The organism is Christiangramia sp. LLG6405-1 (assembly GCF_045055805.1).
In the GTDB taxonomy this organism is placed as follows: domain Bacteria; phylum Bacteroidota; class Bacteroidia; order Flavobacteriales; family Flavobacteriaceae; genus Christiangramia.
The window spans coordinates 2,448,310-2,468,236 of record NZ_CP159330.1; the positions used below are offsets into that span (position 1 = coordinate 2,448,310).

General features: G+C 38.3%; 19 protein-coding genes. 17 read left to right on the top strand and 2 right to left on the bottom strand.

The features are described 5' to 3' along the window. Positions 1-23: 23 nt before the first annotated feature. The gene (locus ABVM50_RS11235) at positions 24-1,259 is read right to left on the bottom strand and encodes an NAD(P)/FAD-dependent oxidoreductase (protein ID WP_405198652.1); all 1,236 of its coding nucleotides are present in this window, start codon (positions 1,257-1,259) and stop codon (positions 24-26) included. A 358-nt stretch (positions 1,260-1,617) separates the two neighbouring features. Here ABVM50_RS11235 and hutH point away from each other — a divergent pair, with 358 nt between their 5' ends. The 17 genes from hutH to ABVM50_RS11320 all read left to right on the top strand — a co-directional run bounded on the left by hutH (position 1,618) and on the right by ABVM50_RS11320 (position 18,740). Next, on the top strand, positions 1,618-3,153 hold the full coding sequence (gene hutH, locus ABVM50_RS11240; RefSeq protein WP_405200705.1) for a histidine ammonia-lyase: 1,536 nt from the start codon (positions 1,618-1,620) through the stop codon (positions 3,151-3,153). Further along, the gene (gene fabG / locus ABVM50_RS11245) at positions 3,146-3,886 is read left to right on the top strand and encodes a 3-oxoacyl-ACP reductase FabG (RefSeq protein ID WP_405198653.1); all 741 of its coding nucleotides are present in this window, start codon (positions 3,146-3,148) and stop codon (positions 3,884-3,886) included. The genes hutH and fabG overlap by 8 nt, the downstream gene beginning before the upstream one ends. 2 nt (positions 3,887-3,888) lie before the next feature. Continuing rightward, a complete protein-coding gene (locus tag ABVM50_RS11250; RefSeq protein WP_405198654.1) occupies positions 3,889-4,767 on the top strand; it encodes a lipid A biosynthesis acyltransferase in 879 nt (292 codons plus the stop codon). A gap of 2 nt (positions 4,768-4,769) precedes the next feature. Beyond that, entirely contained in the window at positions 4,770-5,219 is a 450-nt protein-coding gene (locus ABVM50_RS11255; RefSeq protein WP_405198655.1) for a hypothetical protein, read from the top strand. Beyond that, positions 5,219-5,632, top strand: coding sequence for an acyl-CoA thioesterase (locus tag ABVM50_RS11260; protein WP_405198656.1), 414 nt, complete (start codon positions 5,219-5,221; stop codon positions 5,630-5,632). The genes ABVM50_RS11255 and ABVM50_RS11260 overlap by 1 nt, the downstream gene beginning before the upstream one ends. A 1-nt stretch (position 5,633) precedes the next feature. Further along, a complete protein-coding gene (locus ABVM50_RS11265) occupies positions 5,634-6,779 on the top strand; it encodes a beta-ketoacyl synthase N-terminal-like domain-containing protein (protein ID WP_405198657.1) in 1,146 nt (381 codons plus the stop codon). Further along, complete coding sequence (locus ABVM50_RS11270; protein WP_405198658.1) at positions 6,772-7,374, top strand: 3-oxoacyl-ACP synthase; 603 nt, start codon at positions 6,772-6,774, stop codon at positions 7,372-7,374. Before ABVM50_RS11265 ends, ABVM50_RS11270 begins: the two co-directional genes overlap by 8 nt. Further along, on the top strand, positions 7,367-7,624 hold the full coding sequence (locus ABVM50_RS11275; protein ID WP_405198659.1) for a phosphopantetheine-binding protein: 258 nt from the start codon (positions 7,367-7,369) through the stop codon (positions 7,622-7,624). Before ABVM50_RS11270 ends, ABVM50_RS11275 begins: the two co-directional genes overlap by 8 nt. A gap of 3 nt (positions 7,625-7,627) precedes the next feature. Then, positions 7,628-8,809 carry a beta-ketoacyl-[acyl-carrier-protein] synthase family protein gene (locus ABVM50_RS11280; RefSeq protein WP_405198660.1) on the top strand — a complete coding sequence of 394 codons (1,182 nt, stop codon included), beginning with the start codon at positions 7,628-7,630 and terminating at the stop codon, positions 8,807-8,809. Continuing rightward, positions 8,802-9,869 carry a beta-ketoacyl synthase chain length factor gene (locus tag ABVM50_RS11285; RefSeq protein WP_405198661.1) on the top strand — a complete coding sequence of 356 codons (1,068 nt, stop codon included), beginning with the start codon at positions 8,802-8,804 and terminating at the stop codon, positions 9,867-9,869. The genes ABVM50_RS11280 and ABVM50_RS11285 overlap by 8 nt, the downstream gene beginning before the upstream one ends. Then, a complete protein-coding gene (locus ABVM50_RS11290; RefSeq protein ID WP_405198662.1) occupies positions 9,859-10,623 on the top strand; it encodes a polysaccharide deacetylase family protein in 765 nt (254 codons plus the stop codon). Before ABVM50_RS11285 ends, ABVM50_RS11290 begins: the two co-directional genes overlap by 11 nt. Continuing rightward, positions 10,610-11,236: a LolA family protein gene (locus tag ABVM50_RS11295; protein WP_405198663.1), complete on the top strand. Its 627-nt coding sequence runs from the start codon at positions 10,610-10,612 to the stop codon at positions 11,234-11,236. Before ABVM50_RS11290 ends, ABVM50_RS11295 begins: the two co-directional genes overlap by 14 nt. A 6-nt stretch (positions 11,237-11,242) precedes the next feature. Further along, a complete protein-coding gene (locus tag ABVM50_RS11300; protein WP_405198664.1) occupies positions 11,243-11,602 on the top strand; it encodes a hydroxymyristoyl-ACP dehydratase in 360 nt (119 codons plus the stop codon). Positions 11,603-11,664: 62 nt separating this feature from the next. Next, positions 11,665-12,870, top strand: a complete 1,206-nt coding sequence (locus ABVM50_RS11305) for a DUF2062 domain-containing protein (RefSeq protein WP_405198665.1) — start codon at positions 11,665-11,667, stop codon at positions 12,868-12,870. Then, the gene (locus tag ABVM50_RS11310) at positions 12,870-15,821 is read left to right on the top strand and encodes an MMPL family transporter (protein WP_405198666.1); all 2,952 of its coding nucleotides are present in this window, start codon (positions 12,870-12,872) and stop codon (positions 15,819-15,821) included. Before ABVM50_RS11305 ends, ABVM50_RS11310 begins: the two co-directional genes overlap by 1 nt. Next, positions 15,822-17,480, top strand: coding sequence for a C45 family autoproteolytic acyltransferase/hydolase (locus ABVM50_RS11315; RefSeq protein ID WP_405198667.1), 1,659 nt, complete (start codon positions 15,822-15,824; stop codon positions 17,478-17,480). Between the two features lie 6 nt (positions 17,481-17,486). After that, positions 17,487-18,740: a phenylacetate--CoA ligase family protein gene (locus tag ABVM50_RS11320; RefSeq protein ID WP_405198668.1), complete on the top strand. Its 1,254-nt coding sequence runs from the start codon at positions 17,487-17,489 to the stop codon at positions 18,738-18,740. Here the strand turns inward: ABVM50_RS11320 and ABVM50_RS11325 are convergent. Then, positions 18,732-19,925 carry a THUMP-like domain-containing protein gene (locus ABVM50_RS11325; protein ID WP_405198669.1) on the bottom strand — a complete coding sequence of 398 codons (1,194 nt, stop codon included), beginning with the start codon at positions 19,923-19,925 and terminating at the stop codon, positions 18,732-18,734. The two genes, ABVM50_RS11320 and ABVM50_RS11325, sit on opposite strands and share 9 nt — an antisense overlap. Between the last annotated feature and the right edge of the window lie 2 nt (positions 19,926-19,927).

Genomic DNA, 19,927 nt, shown 5'->3' on the forward strand with positions numbered 1-19,927 from the left:
TCAATTAAATAGGTAAGATAATTTTATTGAAACTTTTCTGAATATAAAAAGTTGTGCAAGTTTTTAATAGCCTTCTCATGATTTCGAACAAAAGGATTTTTATTATCCCATACATATCCTGCAAGTACAGAACAAATTTGCATTTTAATGTTTTCACTGGCATTATCAGTAAAAAATATATCCTGTAATCTTCCTGTATACCATTCTTTTACATAGGTGGCGAATACATTAATAGCCTTTTGAATATGCTCAGTATATTCTTTATTCCAATCTATTATTTCTCCGGACAATTGCCTTGTAACTAGTTTAGCACTAAGCAATCCGCTTTCTGTCGCAAATGCAACCCCGGAAGAAAAAACCGGATCGAGAAATTCAGCGGAGTTTCCAGCTAGCGCAAAACCTTCACCATGTAATAGTTGAACATTTTTAGATATACCAGATAATTTTACGGGCTCAAATAAATATTCACGCCTGGAGAATCGACCTTTATAGAAATCGCATTGATCCAGCATTTGCTTAAATATCTCATTTTTAGACCCTGAAAATGTATTGAACCAGTCGTTCTCTCCTACAAAGCCTAAACTCGTAGTTCCATTAGAAAAAGGAATATACCAGAACCAGGCCCCACGCTTAATGATCTCAAAAGTAATTTGTGTTCCTTCTTTACCTGGAGGTCGGTTTTCTTCCTTGATATGCGTAAATATAGAGGAATGATCGTAAATTTTTGCGGGAGCTTCCAGTTCAAGCAGTCCGGCTAAGACTCGGCCATTTCCGCTGGCATCAATTATAAATCTTGAAGTGATGCTGCTTACTATTGCGTCTGGGTCTTTTGATTTTATAGTCCAAAGCTTGTTTTCCCATTTCGCAGAAACCACTTCAGCTCCAAAATTAATGTTTACGCCTCTTTTCTGAATGCTCTCCGCAAGTTTAAGATCAAAGTCGGCTCTGGGTACCTGCCAGGTCCAGTCCCAGCCTTCCCCAAATTTCTTACTAAAATCGAATTCAGCGATTTTTCCATCTTTAACGAAGCGTGCGCCTGTCTTTTTCTGATAATTTTGTTTCTGCAGGTCTTCGAGTAATCCAGCTTCAGCGAAATTATCCATACAGCGGGGAATCAAACTTTCGCCAATGGCAAACCTTGGAAAAAACTGCTTTTCCAGCACCAATACAGATACACCTGTTTTCTCCAGGAAACCTGCTGCGACCATACCGGCTGGTCCCGCACCAATAATAACAACGTCATATTCTTTTTTATCCATAATCTAACGATACAAAGCTAATGGAAAATATGCTTCAGTAGAATTCACCTAAATAAAAAGCTCTGCCAGTTACGGCAGAGCTTTCGTGAGATATAAGCAATCGATCATGCCAGTGGCAGATCTATTGGACTAATGTATCTCATTGAAATTGATTTTAATAGCTGACTTTTCAATGCTAACTGTTTATTAACTTCAGCAATACTTTGATAAAATTCTGGAGAGGTTAAGTTGACATTTATGAAATTATCAATACATCTCAGTTATCAGGCGGTTCATGCTATATGCAGCTTTCCCAATAAAAATATTACATTTGTCCAGAGCGAAATCTATATACAATCCTGAAATCAATCAGCTACTTATGATCAACCTGGAGAAGGAACTTACACTTTCAGAATTTCAACAAGTTGTTTTTCAAAGAATAAGGGTAGAATTAGGTGCTGAAGCCAGAGACAGAATTATCCAAAGTCATCAATTTCTTGAGAAATTTTCGCGAAATAAGATCATTTATGGAGTAAACACCGGGTTCGGACCTATGGCTCAATACCGGGTTGCAGAGGAATATTCAGTCAATCTTCAGCTGAATCTCATCAGAAGTCATGCTACAGGTGCAGGTGCTGTACTTTCAGAAGTAGACGTGCGAGCTTTGATGTTAGCCAGGCTGAATACTCTTAGCTTAGGTAAATCTGGAATAAATATTTCTGTCGCTGAAGTTCTAATTCAATTGATCAATTTAGAAATCACTCCTTTGATCTTTGAACATGGTGGAGTAGGAGCTTCTGGCGATCTGGTGCAATTAGCACATCTAGCTCTAGTACTTATTGGCGAAGGCGAAGTTTTCTACCAAGGTAAACGCAGAAATACTGAAGAAGTATTTAGAGAAAAGAATATTCAGCCAGCCAAAATCACGATTAGAGAAGGCCTGGCAATCATGAATGGAACTTCTGCCATGACCGGGCTTGGCCTTATAAATATTGTTCAAGCAAAACAATTGCTGGACTGGTCGGTTTTTTGTTCTTCTGTGATCAATGAAATTGTAAAAGCTTATGATGACCACCTTTCCGAAGAATTAAATCAGGCAAAGCTTCATAAAGGTCAGCAGCAAATTGCTGGGCTTATGCGAAATCACTTGAAGGACTCCGGTCTCACCAGATCCAGAAAGGAAGAACTTTATAATACCGATCATGCCAACACGGAAATGTTCAAAGAAAAAGTTCAGGAATATTATAGTTTAAGATGCGTTCCACAAGTTCTTGGACCTGTGATGGATACTCTTTCACAAACGACCAAAATTTTACTTGAAGAGGTGAATTCTGCCAATGATAATCCTATTATCGACGTAAAGACTGAGCAGGTTTACCATGGCGGTAATTTCCACGGAGATTATATTTCTCTGGAAATGGATAAACTTAGGCTGGTAATGACCAAAACATCCATGCTTGCGGAAAGGCAGATCAACTATTTACTGAATCCAAAACTTAATGACATTTTACCGGCTTTTGTCAATGCTTCAAAATTAGGTTTGAATTTCGGAATGCAGGGTGCACAGTTTCCAGCGGTTTCGACTACTGCTGAAAATCAAATGCTTTCCAACTCCATGTACGTTCATAGCATACCCAATAATAATGATAATCAGGACATTGTAAGTATGGGAGCAAATTCTGCGATGATGACCCGTAAGGTGATCGACAACTGTTACGAGGTTTTAGCAACTGAAATGGCAACGATCCTTCAGGCACTTTATATACTTCAATATGATAATCGTCTATCTTCAGCGACTACCTTGAAAATCAAGGATCTTAAAAAGATTTTTCCGCAGATAAAAGAAGACAGAGTTCTCTATAAAGACATTCAGAATTTGAAAATATATCTCAAAACTCATCAGGCTTATGACTAAGAAAAGATTTGCTTTGGTAACCGGCGGTTCACGCGGAATTGGAAAAGCGATTTGTCTAGCACTGGCTAAAGATCATAAACTCAATATTCTATTGAATTACAGGTCTAATGAGGAGTCGGCTCAAGCGGTCAAACGGGAAGTTGAATCATTGAATATTATCTGTGAACTTCTGAAATTTGATGTTGCCAATGCTTCTGAAGTTTCAGAGAAGATTAGTAAGTGGAAATCTGAAAATAAGGATTCAACTATTGACGTTCTGGTAAACAATGCCGGTATTAGCGACGACGGACTTTTTATTTTTATGTCTGAGAATAGCTGGAATTCGGTTTTAGATACTAGTTTGCAGGGATTTTATCATGTGACCCAGAGCGTTCTGAAGGATATGTTGAGAGCTAGAAGCGGGAGGATCATTAATATGGTTTCGCTCTCAGGTTTAAAGGGAAACGCGGGACAGGTAAATTATTCAGCAGCAAAAGGAGCTGTTATTGCAGCTACCAAAGCACTTGCACAGGAAATTGGAAAAAGGAAAGTAACGGTGAATGCCGTTGCTCCCGGATTTATTAATACTGAAATGACCGCAGATTTTGATGCTGAAAAATATAAAGAACTAATTCCTTTGAATCGATTTGGAGATCCGGAAGAGGTGGCAAATCTGGTAAGTTTTCTGGCATCTGATAGATCTTCGTATATCACCGGCGAGGTGATCAATATTAATGGCGGACTCTACTCTTAATCATGGCAACTTGGAAAGGGAAATCCCGGGGAACTTTACTTGGTTTCAGGATCTATGTAAAGATCATTAAAAGCTTCGGACTGATCGCTGCCTATTTTGTACTCCTTTTCGTTGCCGCTTATTTTATCATTTTCTCTTTTTCTTCGACCCGCAGCACCTATTATCTCTTCAGAAAAAGACTTGGTTATTCTCCATTGAGCTCAGCATTTAATGTATATCGTAGTTATTTTACCTTCGGAAGAATACAACTCGACAGGATTGCGATCACTAATGGATTAAAGAACAAATTTACTTTTGAATTCGATGGCGTTGAATATATAGAAGCATTGCTGAAGCAGAAGAAAGGCGGGATCCTGCTTACCGCACATATTGGCAATTTTAATCTTGCCAAGCATTTCTTTGAGGAACGACATGCAGATGCAGTTGTAAACCTTGTGGTAACCGACTTTGAACACAAACAAATCAAGCAATACCTGCAATCTGTCACTGGAGATACCGAAGTGAAAGTGATCGTGATGAAGGATGATCTAAGTCATGTATTTGCGATGAAAAAAGCTCTGGATCATAATGAACTACTGGTTTTTGCGGCAGACAGGTTTATGGAGCAGTCGCGTACTTTAGAAGCTAATTTTCTGGGGGAAAGGGTTAAATTTCCTGAAGGTCCTTTCAAACTTGCCGCCAGAAATAAAATTCCAGTTTTGTTCGTACATCTAATGCGAGAAAAGAATTTTCACTATCATTTTTTTGCACGCCCTTATAAAGCTAACAGCTACACGACGAAAGAAATTTTAAAATCTTATCTTGACGATCTGGAAAGAATGGTGAGAACATATCCTCACCAATGGTATAATTATTATGATTACTGGAACGATTTCAGTTAGCTATGGCAGAAAACTTATTACATCATCCAATCCGTTCAGCAGAGGAAATTTCTAATCTCATTCCTCAAAAGAAACCTTTTGTATTCGTGGACACTTTATTTGAATATACAGATCTTACTGGTGTAACTGGATTTACGGTCCCTGAAGACAGTCTCATGCTCGATCATGGCAAATTATCTGAGAGTGGTCTTATTGAACATATGGCTCAAAGTATGTCCTTACATCGTGGATATCAGGGTTCTCTTAGCGGCAATACGAAGCCAAAAACAGGTTTTATAGGTGTGATCAAAACTGTTGAAATTCTTGGGCAGCCTTTGGTTGGAGAGAGTATTACCACCTATGTGGAAATTTTACATGAGATCATGAACGTGACCTCGGTCTCTGCCCGAACCGAAAATGACAGGGGAGAGGTGATCGCCATGTCTGAGATGAAAACGGTAACTGTCGATTAATGTCCACAACATTAACTCATACCACAAAGCTGAAAGTAAAGTTTCATGAATGCGATCCTCTAAGAATCGTCTGGCATGGGAACTATCTAAAATATTTTGAGGAAGGACGAGAGGATTTCTGCAATTCTCATGGTATTTCTTATCTCGATGCTAAAAGAAATGGTTATGCAACACCTATAGTATCCTCAAGTTGTGAGCATAAAAAACCTCTGGCTTATGGCGATAAGTTTACGGTTGAAACAAGTTTTGAAAATGCTGCTTCAGCAAAAATGATCTTTAATTATAAGGTCTTTAAAAATGAAGAATTGATCTGTACAGGTAGAACCGTACAGGTTTTTTTAGATCGAAATAGCGAACTCTCGCTTATAAACCCCGAGTTCTATCAATGCTGGAAATCAAAAATGAACTTGTAGAATGCAGCAAGTTTTTTTAAAATCTGATAGCATAATTTCTCCGCTGGGTTCTGGCACTATGGCCAATCTACGGGAATTGAGATTGCAAAATTCAGCTTTAAAACTTCAAAAGCCTACGTCAAAGTATCCTGCTGGTTATTATGCCGGGATTCTCGAAGAAGAATTTATTAATCACAGTTTTTCTTTGATCGGTAATTGTGATGAATACACAAAGCTGGAAAAGATGCTGATTCTGGCTTTAAAGGATGTGATCGATAAAGAAGCAACGATAGACCTTTTGAGCACAGGACTGGTGATTGCCACAACCAAAGGAAACATCGATCTATTGAATTCCAATAAATTTGGAAAAGGCCGGGTTGAACTTTGGAAAATGGCACAGGTAGTTGCCGACTTTTTCGGATTCGAACAAAAACCCATCGTAGTATCAAATGCGTGTATTTCCGGAGGTCTGGCTGTAAAAACTGCTGCGGATTTTATCAATTCAGGGAAGTTTGATAACGCTATAGTAGCAGCGGGCGACCTGGTTTCAGATTTTGTATTATCTGGTTTTCAATCATTTCAGGCGATGAGCGCGAAGGCATGTAAACCTTTTGATGCCGATAGAAACGGAATCAGTCTCGGAGAAGCTGCTGCTGCAGTGTATATTGATGGGCAAACATCACAGGAACAAAATGTAGAATTTGTTCATGCTGTTACTACCAATGATGCAAATCATATTTCCGGTCCTAGCAGGGATGGTGAAGGTTTGTACCAGGCAATTACCAGACTGAAGCATTTCACAGGTGTTTCTTCCGAAGAAATTGACGCTATTTCAGCCCATGGAACGGCGACCATTTATAATGATGAAATGGAAGCTATAGCATTCAATAGATCCAATCTCAACGAGATTCCATTGCATAGCTTGAAAGGCTATTTCGGCCATACCTTAGGCGCTTCAGCCTTGATCGAATCTATTTTGCTTAAATATAGCTTACTCAATAATGAACTTGTCATTTCGAAGAATTTCGAAAGCTTAGGTGTTTCTACATCCTTAAATATTACTACGGAAGCTACTCAGAAAGAACTTAACATGGCATTAAAAACTGCATCTGGTTTTGGAGGCTGTAATATTGCGATGCTCTTTAAAAAAACTAAAGATCATGTCTGAAGATCACTCAATTAAGTTCATAAGGATAAAGGACAATAGGATCATATCTTCTGAAGGTTTATTGTTTGAAACAAAAGATAAATTAGAGTCCGCTAAATTCATGAGTCAGGCATATAAATTCTTCGGAATGAATTATTCCAAGTTCTTTAAAATGGATGGACTTAGCAAAGCAGGTATTATTGCTGCAGAATTACTTTCAGAAAAGATCAAATTAGAGAGAAACACCGGCCTTGTATTTTCAAATTCCAGTTCAAGCCTGGATACAGATCTTCGTTTTCAGGAAAGTATGCAGGATTTCGCTTCACCTTCTGTCTTTGTCTATACATTGCCGAATATCGTGCTGGGCGAAATAAGTATCAGACATTCAATTCAGTCTGAAAATGCATTTTTTATCACCGAAGAATTCGATCCGGAACTAATGCTGGATTATGCTGAAATACATCTTAAGAATTTAGCTTGTGAAAATGTGCTTTGTGGCTGGCTAAACTTGCACAATAATGAATATGATGTATTTTTGTGGCACGTCGCCGGTCTTGAAGATCTGCAATCTCAACGGGGACAGTTGCCGAAAATCTACGCTATTACAAATGAGTGACCTACATACCGAGCTAAAAAAAAGCATAATTGAACAACTTAATCTGGAGGACATGGAACCTTCAGAAATTGAAAATGACGAAGCCCTGTTTGGAGATGGACTGGGACTTGATAGCATAGACGCCCTGGAATTAATAGTCTTGCTTGAAAAAGATTATGGAATTAAGCTGACCGATCCTAACCAGGGAAAGGAAATATTTGCTTCAGTAAATACCATGGCTAGTTTTATAGAAAATAATCGCACGAAGTAATTTATGAAAACTGTAGTCGTAACCGGGATGGGCATTGTTTCTGCCATTGGTTCGAGCGTAACGGCTAATCTTCATGCTTTACAAAATGATGTGCATGGATTATCACAACCCGATATTCTAACAACAAAACACCAATTTCCTGTTGGAGAGATCAAACTTTCCAATGCTGAATTACTGGAGGAATTAAAACTTTCTGCTAACTCCGGGATCACGCGGGCTTCCTTGCTCGGGATCAAAGCAATTACTGAAATATTTGAAAATACAGATCTGGTACCTGATCCAGAAAATACAGCTTTTGTATCTGGAACTAGTGTAGGAGGAATCGATAAAACCGAAGAATATTTCGATCTATTTGATGAAAACGTTGCTTTAAGATCTTATATACAAGCGCAACATCCAGGTTATGCCACACAAAAGATCGCAGATTATTTTGGGATCAAAGAACATATTACAACCATCAGCACTGCCTGCTCCTCCTCTGCAAATGCCATTATGAACGGGGCAAGGTTGATTCAGTCGGGTAGATTCAATAAAGTGATTGTGGGAGGAAGTGATTGTCTCACGAAATTTACACTTAATGGCTTTAATTCTCTTCGAATTTTATCAGAAGAACCAGCCAGACCATTCGATATAAACAGAAACGGACTCAACCTTGGTGAAGCAGCTGCTTATTTAATTCTGGAAGCTGAAGGTACCAGTCATGAACAGAAAATATTTGCAAAAGTCTCTGGAGCGGGCAATGCAAACGATGCTTTTCACCAAACTGCCTCTTCAGAAAATGGAGAAGGAGCTTACAAAGCGATGACCGCTGCATTAAGGTCGGCAGAATTGAATTCTTCCCAGATCGATTATATCAATGCTCACGGCACCGGAACACTGAATAATGATCTCGCCGAAACCAATGCTTTGAAGCGGATTTTTGCAGAGAATGACGTTCCTGACTTTAGCTCAACTAAAGCTTTTACAGGTCACACATTAGGAGCGGCTGGAGCAGTAGAGGCTATTTATTCTATATTCTCGTTACAGAATCAGCAGATTTTTACCAACCTTAATTTTCAGGATGTGATGGAAAATGGTTTGGTTCCGGTTACTCAAAAGAAATATCGCAAACTGGATCATGTGATGTCGAATTCTTTCGGATTCGGTGGTAACTGCACCTCTTTAATCTTCAGTAAGCATGCGTAGCTTTTACATCAACAGTATTTCCACCATTACAACGCAGCCGGAAGATTTCCTGACTTCTGAAGAAGTGCTGGAAGTCCAGGGAAATATCTTAAAAGCCAGTGCACGTAATTATAAGGAATTGATCAAACCCATGATGCTGCGAAGAATGTCAAAAGCAGTGAAAATGGGGATCTTCAGTGCGGTGCAAGTTCTGTCCAGGTCTGGTATTGAAAGTCCCGATGCGATCCTTGTTGGCACAGGCCAGGGTTGTATGCAGGATACCGAAAAGTTTATGCAACAAATAGAGGAAAGTGAGGAGCAGTTGTTGACACCGACTTCTTTTATTCAATCTACCCACAATACGGTGAGTGGACAGATTGCTCTTTTTCTGAAATGTACAGGTTATAATATGACCTATACTCAAAATTCAGTAAGTTTTGAAAGTTGTCTTCTGGATGCGCAAATGCAATTTGAGCTCGATCCTGAAATTCAGAATTTGATCGTTGGTGCCGTAGATGAAACTTCAGAGAAATTTACCGGATTTCAAAAGCTTGACGGTCAAATTAAAGAAGAGGAAATTACAATTACACAACTACTGGAATCCAATACACCGGGAACCATTATTTCTGAAAGTTCTGCTTTCTTCGGTATTTCTAAAGATAAAAATTCAGGCTCACTGGCAGTTTGCAGTGCAGTCAAAATTTTGAATGATCTTCAGCCTGATGAAATTGAAGAAAAAGTAATTGATTTTCTGTATGAGAATAAACTGATTCCGAAGCAAATAGACGCAATAATTCTTGGGAAGAACGGAGATAACAGGTTTGATACTTATTATCAGAATCTTCAGCAAGGTCTTTTTATTAATGTTCCACAGTTCGGCTACAAATCACTGACCGGAGATAACAATTCCATTTCAGCAATTGGTTGTGCACTTGGAGTTTCTGTGCTTCAGCATCAAGAAATTCCGAAGAAATTCAGGTTAAATTCAAAGTCGGCACCAACAATCAACCGAATTTTGGTCTATAACCAATATCTTGGTAGAAATCACGGATTCATCTTACTGGAAAGTCTTGAAATATAAAATACTTCGAATCATCTTCAGCTTTATACTGCTTGGAAGCGTTCTGGGTGCTCTAAATGGGTACTGGTCTGGGTGGTTTATTCTGCTGGTGGTCATGATATACATTAGCACGATCCTTATACTTTCCACAAATATTCGTCTCAATTTTTTTCAGAATACGATACATTCCGCAGTAGGAAAGGATGGAATAGGACTAAGTTTTGATGATGGTCCGCATCCAAATACTTTAAAGATCTTGGATATTCTGGATAAATTCGAGGTAAAGGCATTGTTCTTTTGTATAGGGAAGAATATCGCGGAACATCCTGAAATTTATCGGGAAATCATAAAAAGAGGTCATGTAGTGGGTAATCATACCTTCTCACATTCACAAAAATTCGGTTTTCTATCAACTCGCGCAATAATTTCTGAAATTCAGCAATGTGACCGTATAGCAACTGAAGTATATGGTTTAAAAACAAAATTATTCCGGCCACCATTTGGAGTTATTAATCCCAAGGTTTCCAGGGCAATTCTGGCTACCGGTCATGTCACCATAGGTTGGAGTGTACGACCTTATGACGCCATTACTAGCTCGCCGGATAAGATATATAAGCGAATTATAAAAGATCTTAAAGCCGGAGATTTGATACTTTTACACGATAACATTCCCCAAAGCGCTAAAGTGTTGGAACAGTTATTGGTATTTTTGAATCAGAAAAAATTAAAGGCAATCAGGCCAGATCACTTACTTGATATTGATGCGTATTCTTAAATTCATTTTTATACTTTTTAGTTGCCAGCTGTTCGCTCAGAATGCAACTTTCTCTACTTCGGAAGCTAAAGCTTTCAAAGAGTCGGTTTCAAGTAAAGCTGAGACCATTGAAAATCTTCAGGCAGATTTCAAACAGCTGAAGTTTATGAAAACCATGGAGAAGACCGTAGAAAGTGATGGTCATATTTGGTATGCTTCTCCTGGGAGGCTTAAGTGGTCTTATACATCTCCCTACGATTATGAGCTGCTGTTTAAAGATTCCAGTTTGTATATCATTGAGGACGGTAAAACCAGGAAAATGAATACTGGAAACAGCGAACTTTTCGAAAAAATGGGAGAACTGGTTGCAGGAAGCTTTAATGGTCGCATTCTGGAAATGGATGAATTGTTTAAAACTGACTTTGCGAGGGATGGAAAATTTGTAAAAGCTACGGTTACTCCAAAGGATGAGAATTTAGCTGAAATGTTCTCTGAGATATTGATCTTTTTTAATGCTGAAAAGTATATTGAAAAAGTGAAGCTAATGGAACCTTCAGGTGATTATACCGAAATTAAAATGAGTAATTTTAAGACCAATCAGAAGATACCTGCTTCGGTATTCCAACATGAATAAAAAGGTTTGAAAGATTTTTATACTGTTACCAAGTCTGTAAAAGATAATGATACCACGCAAACAAGCCTGAAGGTCAATGCGGAGCATGAACTTTACAAGGGACATTTTCCCGGTAGACCGGTAACCCCGGGAGTTGTGCTCATGCAGTTATTCAAGGAGGAGGCAGAAAGAATTTCAGAAGAAAAGCTTAGTCTTAAGAGAGCAAGCAATGTAAAATTTACTGCAGTTTTTGATCCTACTGATAATGATGAACTCATTCTGGAATCTAAATTAGAAAAGCAGGGAACTTACTACGAGCTTAAAGGCATCGCGAAAAGTGAAACTGGGATTATTACTAAGATTAACGCGCTTTACGAGGTGCTATAAATTTGTCCAGGCTTAGGCAATTACTCTTATTTAAATGATATTTTTGCATTAAAGCCAACAATTTGGGTACACTGCCTATTCTTCAAGAGCGTTTTGATGCACTAAGTTGCTGTGTTATTGTTCCTACTTACAACAATGATCATTCGCTTCGTGCTTTCCTAACCGAATTAGTTACTTATACCCGCAATATCATCGTCATAAACGATGGATCTACAGATACCACTAATGAGATTTTGAGGGATTTTGAATACCTGGATATTGTGTTGCATGATATAAACAGAGGTAAAGGTATTGCCTTAAAAACAGGTTTTAAAAGAGCAGAGGAGAAGGCTTACGAGTATGCGATCACTATAGATTCAGATGGGCAGCATTATCCGGCAGATCTGGAGAAGTTCCTGGTAGAACTCGAAAATAGGAAAACTGGCGATCCTGAACTATTGCTGGTGGGCGATCGAAATATGGCGCAGGCTGGGATCCCGGGGCAAAGTAGCAAAGGCAATAGATTTTCCAGTTTCTGGTATTTGGTAGTAACCGCCCAGGAATTAAAGGATACTCAAAGTGGTTACCGACTGTATCCCGTTCGACTTATTAATTCTTTAAAATTGATCACGTGGAAATTTGAATTAGAGATCGAGGTACTGGTAAAGTCGGCATGGAAAAAAGTGGAAGTAAAAAACATACCTATAAGGGTTCACTACGATCCAGGAGAGCGGGTGACTCACTTCCGCCCATTTTGGGATATTGTACGTATCGTCTTTTTATACATGTACTTTGTATTGATCAGTTTCTTTTACATCCATCCAAGGAATAAATATCGTGAATTCAAGCAAAAAGGTATTAGCAGATTTTTTAGAGAGGATATTATAAGAAATCAGGATTCTCCTCAAAGAAAAGCAGCTGCCATCGCTTTGGGTATTTTTGTTGGCATCTCACCATTTTGGGGTTTGCATACCTTACTTGTATTTACATTAGCAGCCCTACTGAAAGTTAATAAGGCTATAGCCTTTTTATTTAGCAATATAAGTATACCGCCTTTTATTCCGTTGATTCTCTATTTAAGTTATCAGTTAGGGAATTTTGTTATGGGGAATGGTTTTGACTGGGAATTGAACCTCGAGAATTTTGATTCGGGAAAAGATCTTTTCGTTGGATTAACTCAGTATTTAATTGGTAGTATAGTCCTGGCAATTATTAGTGCAGCACTTACGTGGATTTTATTTTACTGTCTGTTCTCCATTCTGAAATCCAAACAACTAGCAAATAAATAATGTCTAGATTTTTTCTGAAAATTCATGAATTTTTGAATGGGCATAAAAGCCTGGCATTGATCATTGCAGTTCTGTATCTCGGCCTCTTATCCTTTCTTGCTTCAGGCATTCAGTTAGAAGAGGATATCACGAAACTAGTCCCGTCTGGAAATGATCAGGATCTGGTGAAAACCATTCTGGAAGAATCGAAGTTTTCAGATAAGATCATTTTTCAGGTAAAAGCTGAAGAGAGTACGGATCGGGATAGCCTGGTTTCTTATGCCAATGAAATTTCCGATTTTTTAAACTCAGACCTTTCAGAATATGTTGCTGGTGTCAAGGGCAAGATTCCGGAGCAGGATATCAAACAGATATATAATTTTGTTCAGTCCAATTTACCGATCTTTTTAAATGAACAGGATTACACTTTAATTGATGATAAGACCGATGCAGACAGTATAGCTGCAAGTATCGAATCTGGTTACAAGCAATTAATATCACCAACTGGATTTGTGACTAAAAATTATTTTCTCTCAGATCCTCTCAGCATTACAAGTCTTGGTTTGGCACGCTTGCAGGAATTGCAGGTTGGAGACCAGTATGTGCTATATCAGAATTATATCATGACCAAGGATCAAAAGAACATTTTATTCTTTATAGATCCAGTCTATCCTGCTTCAGAATCAAACAGAAATAAGGAATTTACAGCAAAACTGGAAGCCAAAATTGCGTCGCTGGATGCTCGTTACGATACTATTACAGGAGATTATTTTGGCGGACTCCGTTACTCCGTAGCCAATGCGGAAAAAATAAAACAGGATGTTCGAACTACTGTAATCATTGCGGTGTCGGTATTGCTCATTCTACTGGTGGTTTATTACAGGAAGTTCTATGTCCCAATTTTGTTATTTGTGCCCAGTATTTTTGCTGGAATAACTGCGGTAGCCATTCTTTATATTTCACAGGGATCCGTTTCGGCTATAAGCCTGGGAATTGGTGCAATCCTTCTGGGTATTACGCTGGATTATTCCTTGCATATTTTAACGCATCTTCGAAATAGTTCAGATATAGAAATATTGTATAAGGATATTACGAAGCCAGTCATTATGAGCAGTCTCACCACGGCGATCGCATTTATGTGCCTGGTTTTTGTAAAAAGTGAAGCTTTGCGTGATCTAGGGATCTTTGCAAGTTTAAGTGTGTTACTTTCTTCCTTCTTCGCCCTTGTGCTTATTCCTTTTCTATATAAACCAGGGAATATTTCCGCAAAGACAACGATTCTGGACAGAATATCAAGTCTGGATTATTCCAGAATTAAACCTTTGGTATACCTGCTTTCAGGATTATTTGTAGTGTCTCTTTTCTTTTTCAGTAAAGTTAAATTTAATGAAGACCTATCAGAACTTAACTACCAGCCGGAACATATCAAAAAGGTAGAATTAGAGCTTGAAGGACTTGCTGGAAGATCTGGAAAAACAATTTTACTGGTTGCTTACGGAAACTCGCTGGACGAAGCACTGTATAGGAATAATCAACTATACCAGGATCTTAAAAGGTTCGAAAATGAAGGTGATATTGAAAACTTCAGTAGTATAGGAGGAGTAGTGCTATCTACCGAAACCCAGGAATCTCGTATCGAACAATGGAACAGCTTCTGGACTCCTGAAAAACAGGATTCGGTAAAGAATAATATTCAAAAGACTTCAGAAAGCTTTGGATTTAAATCGAATAGTTTTAGCAATTTCGATGAAGTGCTTGATAAAAATTATTCAAGTATAGGCCTCAAGGATTATGAGTTGGCTGGTTCGCTCTATATGCAGGATTTTGTATCTAATAATTCCGAAATTTCAACTGTTTCCGGTAGCGTCAATTTAACTGAAGATAAGGTTGAAAGTTTTATTAGGTACTTTGAAGATGTTCCAGGAGTGCTAGCGCTGGACAGAAAAGCGATCAACCAGAACTTTTTAGGAGATCTTAAAGCCGACTTTAATATCCTTATTTTCGCTTCTATAGTGGCAGTTTTCCTGGTGCTCCTGGTATTTTATCAGAATTTACTTTTAAGTGTAATCACCTTGCTGCCGATCGCGATCTCCTGGATCTGTGCACTGGGAATCATGTATTTCTTCGGAATAGAATTCAATATTCTGAATATCATTATTTCGAGTTTTATCTTTGGTCTAGGGCTTGATTACAGCATTTTTATCACTAATTCGTGTCTCAAAGAATATGAAACTGGTAAATCTGAATTAAAAACTTATCAGGCATCCATCATTCTGTCGGTTATAACCACCTTGCTGGGAATAGGAGCTCTCATTTTCGCTAAGCATCCGGCTCTGAAATCCATTTCCATCGTTTCGATTATTGGAGTACTTACAGCGGTTTCGGTAAGTTTCATACTTCAGCGTAGTTTATTCAGAAAATTGATCTTTCAGCAATATGGATCATTATCCTTCAGAAGAAATAATAAAAACGCTGTTTCTGAAAAACTTTATCATAAAGGTGCAATTCTGAAGCATTACCGCTATCATTCAACTTATTCCGAAGCTAAAGCTGAATTCAGGCAACAAAGAGAAAAGTTCTTAAAGATATCACGTTATCTTGCTGAAGTAGATGATCTCCTTGTTCTGAATTCGGGAATAGGAATTTTGCCTTTATTTATCAAGATCAAGTATCCTCAAACTGAAGTGTATAGCCTGGAATTCGAAGAATCGAAAAGAGTAGCGGCAAAGAATGCCTATAGATTAAGAGATGATAAAATTCATATTCTTGAAAGTGCTCAGGAACTTCCCATGCTTCGTAATTATATTATTCAAGGAGATACTCACGATTCTGCACTAATCAAAAATCTTTCTAAAAGTGCCGATTTAATGATATTTCTGGAAACAAAAATGAAAACTCGCTGGTTGCTTGATCAAAATTTTGAACTTACCTATCGACAGAATGATATTTTAATCTACCGAAAACTGACTTAGATGAAGAAGTTTATTCTACATATCCTCATTTTATTTGTTTTCAATTCCTGCGGAATTAAAAAGTCCATGGATCACAAGCCAGATCTTAGCGGTTTTGAACAAATTGATACCACAAGAATAAAACATTCAGATAGTCTATACACTTTGGGGAATAACCAGCTCTACCAGAACGATCTTGGCGTATGGGAAATGTATCTCGAAGGTAATGCCCTGGAAAGGGGAGTTGCTCATGGAAGTCTGGGACGGGAGCTTATACACCACCAGGAAACAGCATTTATGTCTAAGCTGGAAGAAATGGTACCTTCAGAAGATTATAGAGGCTTCCTGAAAACATTTGTTAGTTGGTTCAACCGGAAACTGTACCTCCATGTTTCTGAAGAATATAAACAGGAGATCTATGGGGTTTCAAGGTTCGGCCTGGAAAAGTATGATGATTTCGCACCTGCTTATATTCGCATGTTATATTTTCATGGAGCTCATGATATTGGACATGCTTTACAGGACCTAATGCTGGTGGGATGTACAAGTTTTGCAGCCTGGGACGAAAAAACCAGCGATGGAGAATTATTAATAGGTCGGAATTTTGATTTTTATGCAGGTGATGATTTTGGAGAACAAAAGATCGCCGCATTCGTAGCGCCGAAAAAAGGTCACAGATTTATGATGTACACCTGGGGCGGGATGATAGGGGCATTAAGTGGTATGAACATGCAGGGAATCACTGTGACTATCAATGCCGGGAAATCCAGAATGCCGCTGGTTGCAAAAACTCCCATTAGTCTGTTAGCACGGGAAATTTTGCAATATGCTGGATCAATTGAAGAGGCCATTGCCATTGCGAAAAAGCGTGAAGTGTTTGTTTCAGAATCGATCATGATTGGAAGTGGAGATGAAAAAAGAACAGTTTTGATCGAAGTCTCGCCGGGAAATTTTGGAGTATATGAAGTGGAGAATCGTGATCAACTTGTTTGTAGCAATCATTTTCAAAGCGAAGCCTATTCGAGTGATAAAAATAATAAGCTAACCCGTAAGGAAAGTCACACTCAGTATAGATACGACCGCATGCAGCAATTGATCGATGAGGAGGATAAATTGGATCCACTTAAGGTGGTTGAGATCCTTAGAGATCGGCAGGGTCTGGACGAGCAGCGGATTGGAATGGGTAATGAAAAAGCAATTAACCAGCTCTTAGCGCATCACGGAATCGTTTTTAAACCGGCTGAAAGAAAGGTTTGGGTAAGTTCAAATCCTTATCAAATGGGAGAATTCATACATTATGATCTAAAGCAGGTTTTCGCAGATTATGATGAGGGTATTAAACAGAGTTCAGTTGCAACGAAGGAATTGAATATACCTGCAAGTAGTTTTCTCCAAACTCAGGAATATCAGGATTATGAAGCCTTTAGAAAACTAGAAAATGAAGTCAAACGAGCATTGAATAGCGATAAACCTTTATATGAAGATAGCGCCAGGAAACTTGTAAAACTTAATCCCAATTTTTGGGAGGCTTGGTATTTAGCGGGGAAGATCTATTATGAGAATAAGGACTATAAAGATGCGTTGATTCATTTTAAGCAAGCCAGAAAAAGAGAGATTACGACCATTCCTGATTTGAAGGAATTAGAGAAGATGATCAGGAAATCGACCAGAAAAATTTAATTAGAAGTGCAGCAGTCAGATCAAAAAGAGCAGTGGCAGGAAATTCAGCAACAGCTGAGCTATACTTCCAAAACATCCAAGTTCTATCAGGATGTTTTTCAGCAGAATTCTATCCAGGTCGATAGCGTCAACAGTTATGAGGAATTTTCGAAATTACCCATTACTACCAAAGAACAGCTGCAGCAATATAACGAGGATTTTATCGCTATACCGAAGGAAGATATTATAGATCATGTTACCACAAGTGGAACTCTTGGTGAGCCGGTTTCTTTTTATTTGAACGAGCATGATCTCGACAGGCTAGCTGAGAATGAGTCACGTTCTTTTAAACTTGCAGGGATTACTAAACAAGATAAGGTTTTAATTACCACAACGCTGGATCGAAGATTCATGGCGGGAATGGCTTATTTCCTCGGTCTTAGAAAATTAGGCGCTGGAGTGATTAGAACTGGAGGTGGTTTGCCGGGTTTACAATGGGAAAGTATCTTCAGATTCAAACCAAAATACATCATTGCTGTCCCTTCTTTTCTTCTGAAACTCATTCAATATGCTGAAGAAAACCAAATTGATTATCAAAACTCATCAATTCAGTCGGCAATTTGTATTGGCGAACCTTTGCGAACTTCCAATTTTGAGCTGAATAGCCTTGGACAGAGAATTTCTTCCTTTTGGGATATAGAGTTGTTTTCTACTTATGCTTCAACAGAGATGGCTACTGCCTTTACAGAATGTCACCAGCATCAGGGTAACCATGTTCCGGAAGACCTTATTTATACTGAAATTCTTGATCAGGATGGTAATCATGTTGCTAAAGGTGAAATAGGGGAGCTGGTAGTTACTCCATTAAACGTACAAAGTATGCCGCTTATTCGTTTTGCAACAGGTGATATGGTAACCTTTACAGACGATTCTTGTGCATGCGGCAGGAAAGGAAGACGCCTGGGATCTGTCATTGGCAGAAAGCAACAAAAGATAAAACTAAAAGGCACCAGCCTTTATCCACAGCATATCATCGAAATATTAAATAGGTTTAACGGACTTCAAAATTTCATCATTAAGGTTTCTCTGGATGAAAATGGAGGTGACCGACTTAAAATTTTGATTCCGGAAAGTTTTAGGGAAATTGAAAGCCTGAAGGAGCATTTAAAAGCATTCTTGAATGTATTACCAGAGATTAGCTTCAAAGATTCTAAAACTCTTCAACAATTCAAATTTCCGGTTAATAGTAGGAAACCAAAAATCTTTTATGATCTACGCTAATTTTGCCTTTTTACAGAAGACGACAATTTTCTCATCTTCCAGGTTGGTAGTGAAGAAAATATAATCACTTCCTCCATCCTGAATTCTATATTTCTTCCGAATATTTTCTACTGAATCTGGGAAATTCCTGGTAGTAACATTGGCTTTTTTATTCTTCAACGTTTTCTTAAGATTCTTATCTTTAAAACTCTTAACTTCAGTTACTTGAAATATCCTTCCTGGGAATTTTCTGATCAGTGTTTCTGAAGTATAAATATGAGAATGCTCATGCAATTTTGGAACTCCGAACGTGCTGCTGACTTCCGTAAATAATCCGCTTTTCATTATCGCGGCATTCGGTTCGTAGAGATAATTTAAAGGTTTCGAAAGAACCGCATTCAAGGTTTTTATCTCTGTATCAAAACTAAAGCTTTGCACTTTTTTGCCTTGGAAATTGACGGTAGTTAGTTTAAGATCATCCTTCCAGTTCTTTTCAATTACCCAAAGTAGCTCTTTTACTTCATTGTTAACCGCTATGACATGAATCTCTTTGACAGAATGTAGTTCACGTAATCCTGCCGTAATATCAAGGATCGGTGAGGTTTTTAGAAGAATATGATTGGACTTTTCAAGTAAGAAATCGAGTTCTTCAGGAATATTTGGTGTACAATCTGATAAATGGTAGACTTTCCCACCATGTTCATCACGTCTTGCGGGATCTGCATAGATCCAGTCAAATTTATGGTTGGTTTGCTTTAGTAAATCAAGGCTGTCTCCACGATGTACACTAATATTAGTAGCTTCCAGTTCTTTGAAATTATGCGTAGCAATATCTGAAAGCTCTTTATTCATTTCATAGTACTGAAAACTGTCAAATTTCTTAGCAAGAAAATAGGTGTCTATACCTAAACCTCCGGTAAGATCGGCCCCAGAAGAACCATTTACTAATTCTGATTTATATTCAGCAGTGATCTGTGATGATGTTTGCTCCAGATTAAGTTTAGGAGGATAAAGTATTCGCGGATTATTAAAAAACAGTGGGAATTTCTTTTCTGCAACACGTATGCCTTTTATCTGCGTTGCGATCTCCTGAATTTTGATATGATCGAAAGGGCTACCTTTCAAGATTAGAGCAGGCAGATCCTTTTTTTGATTTTCCTTTATAAAACGTTGGACTTCTTCCTCTAAAAGCGCCTTTTTAAGCATCC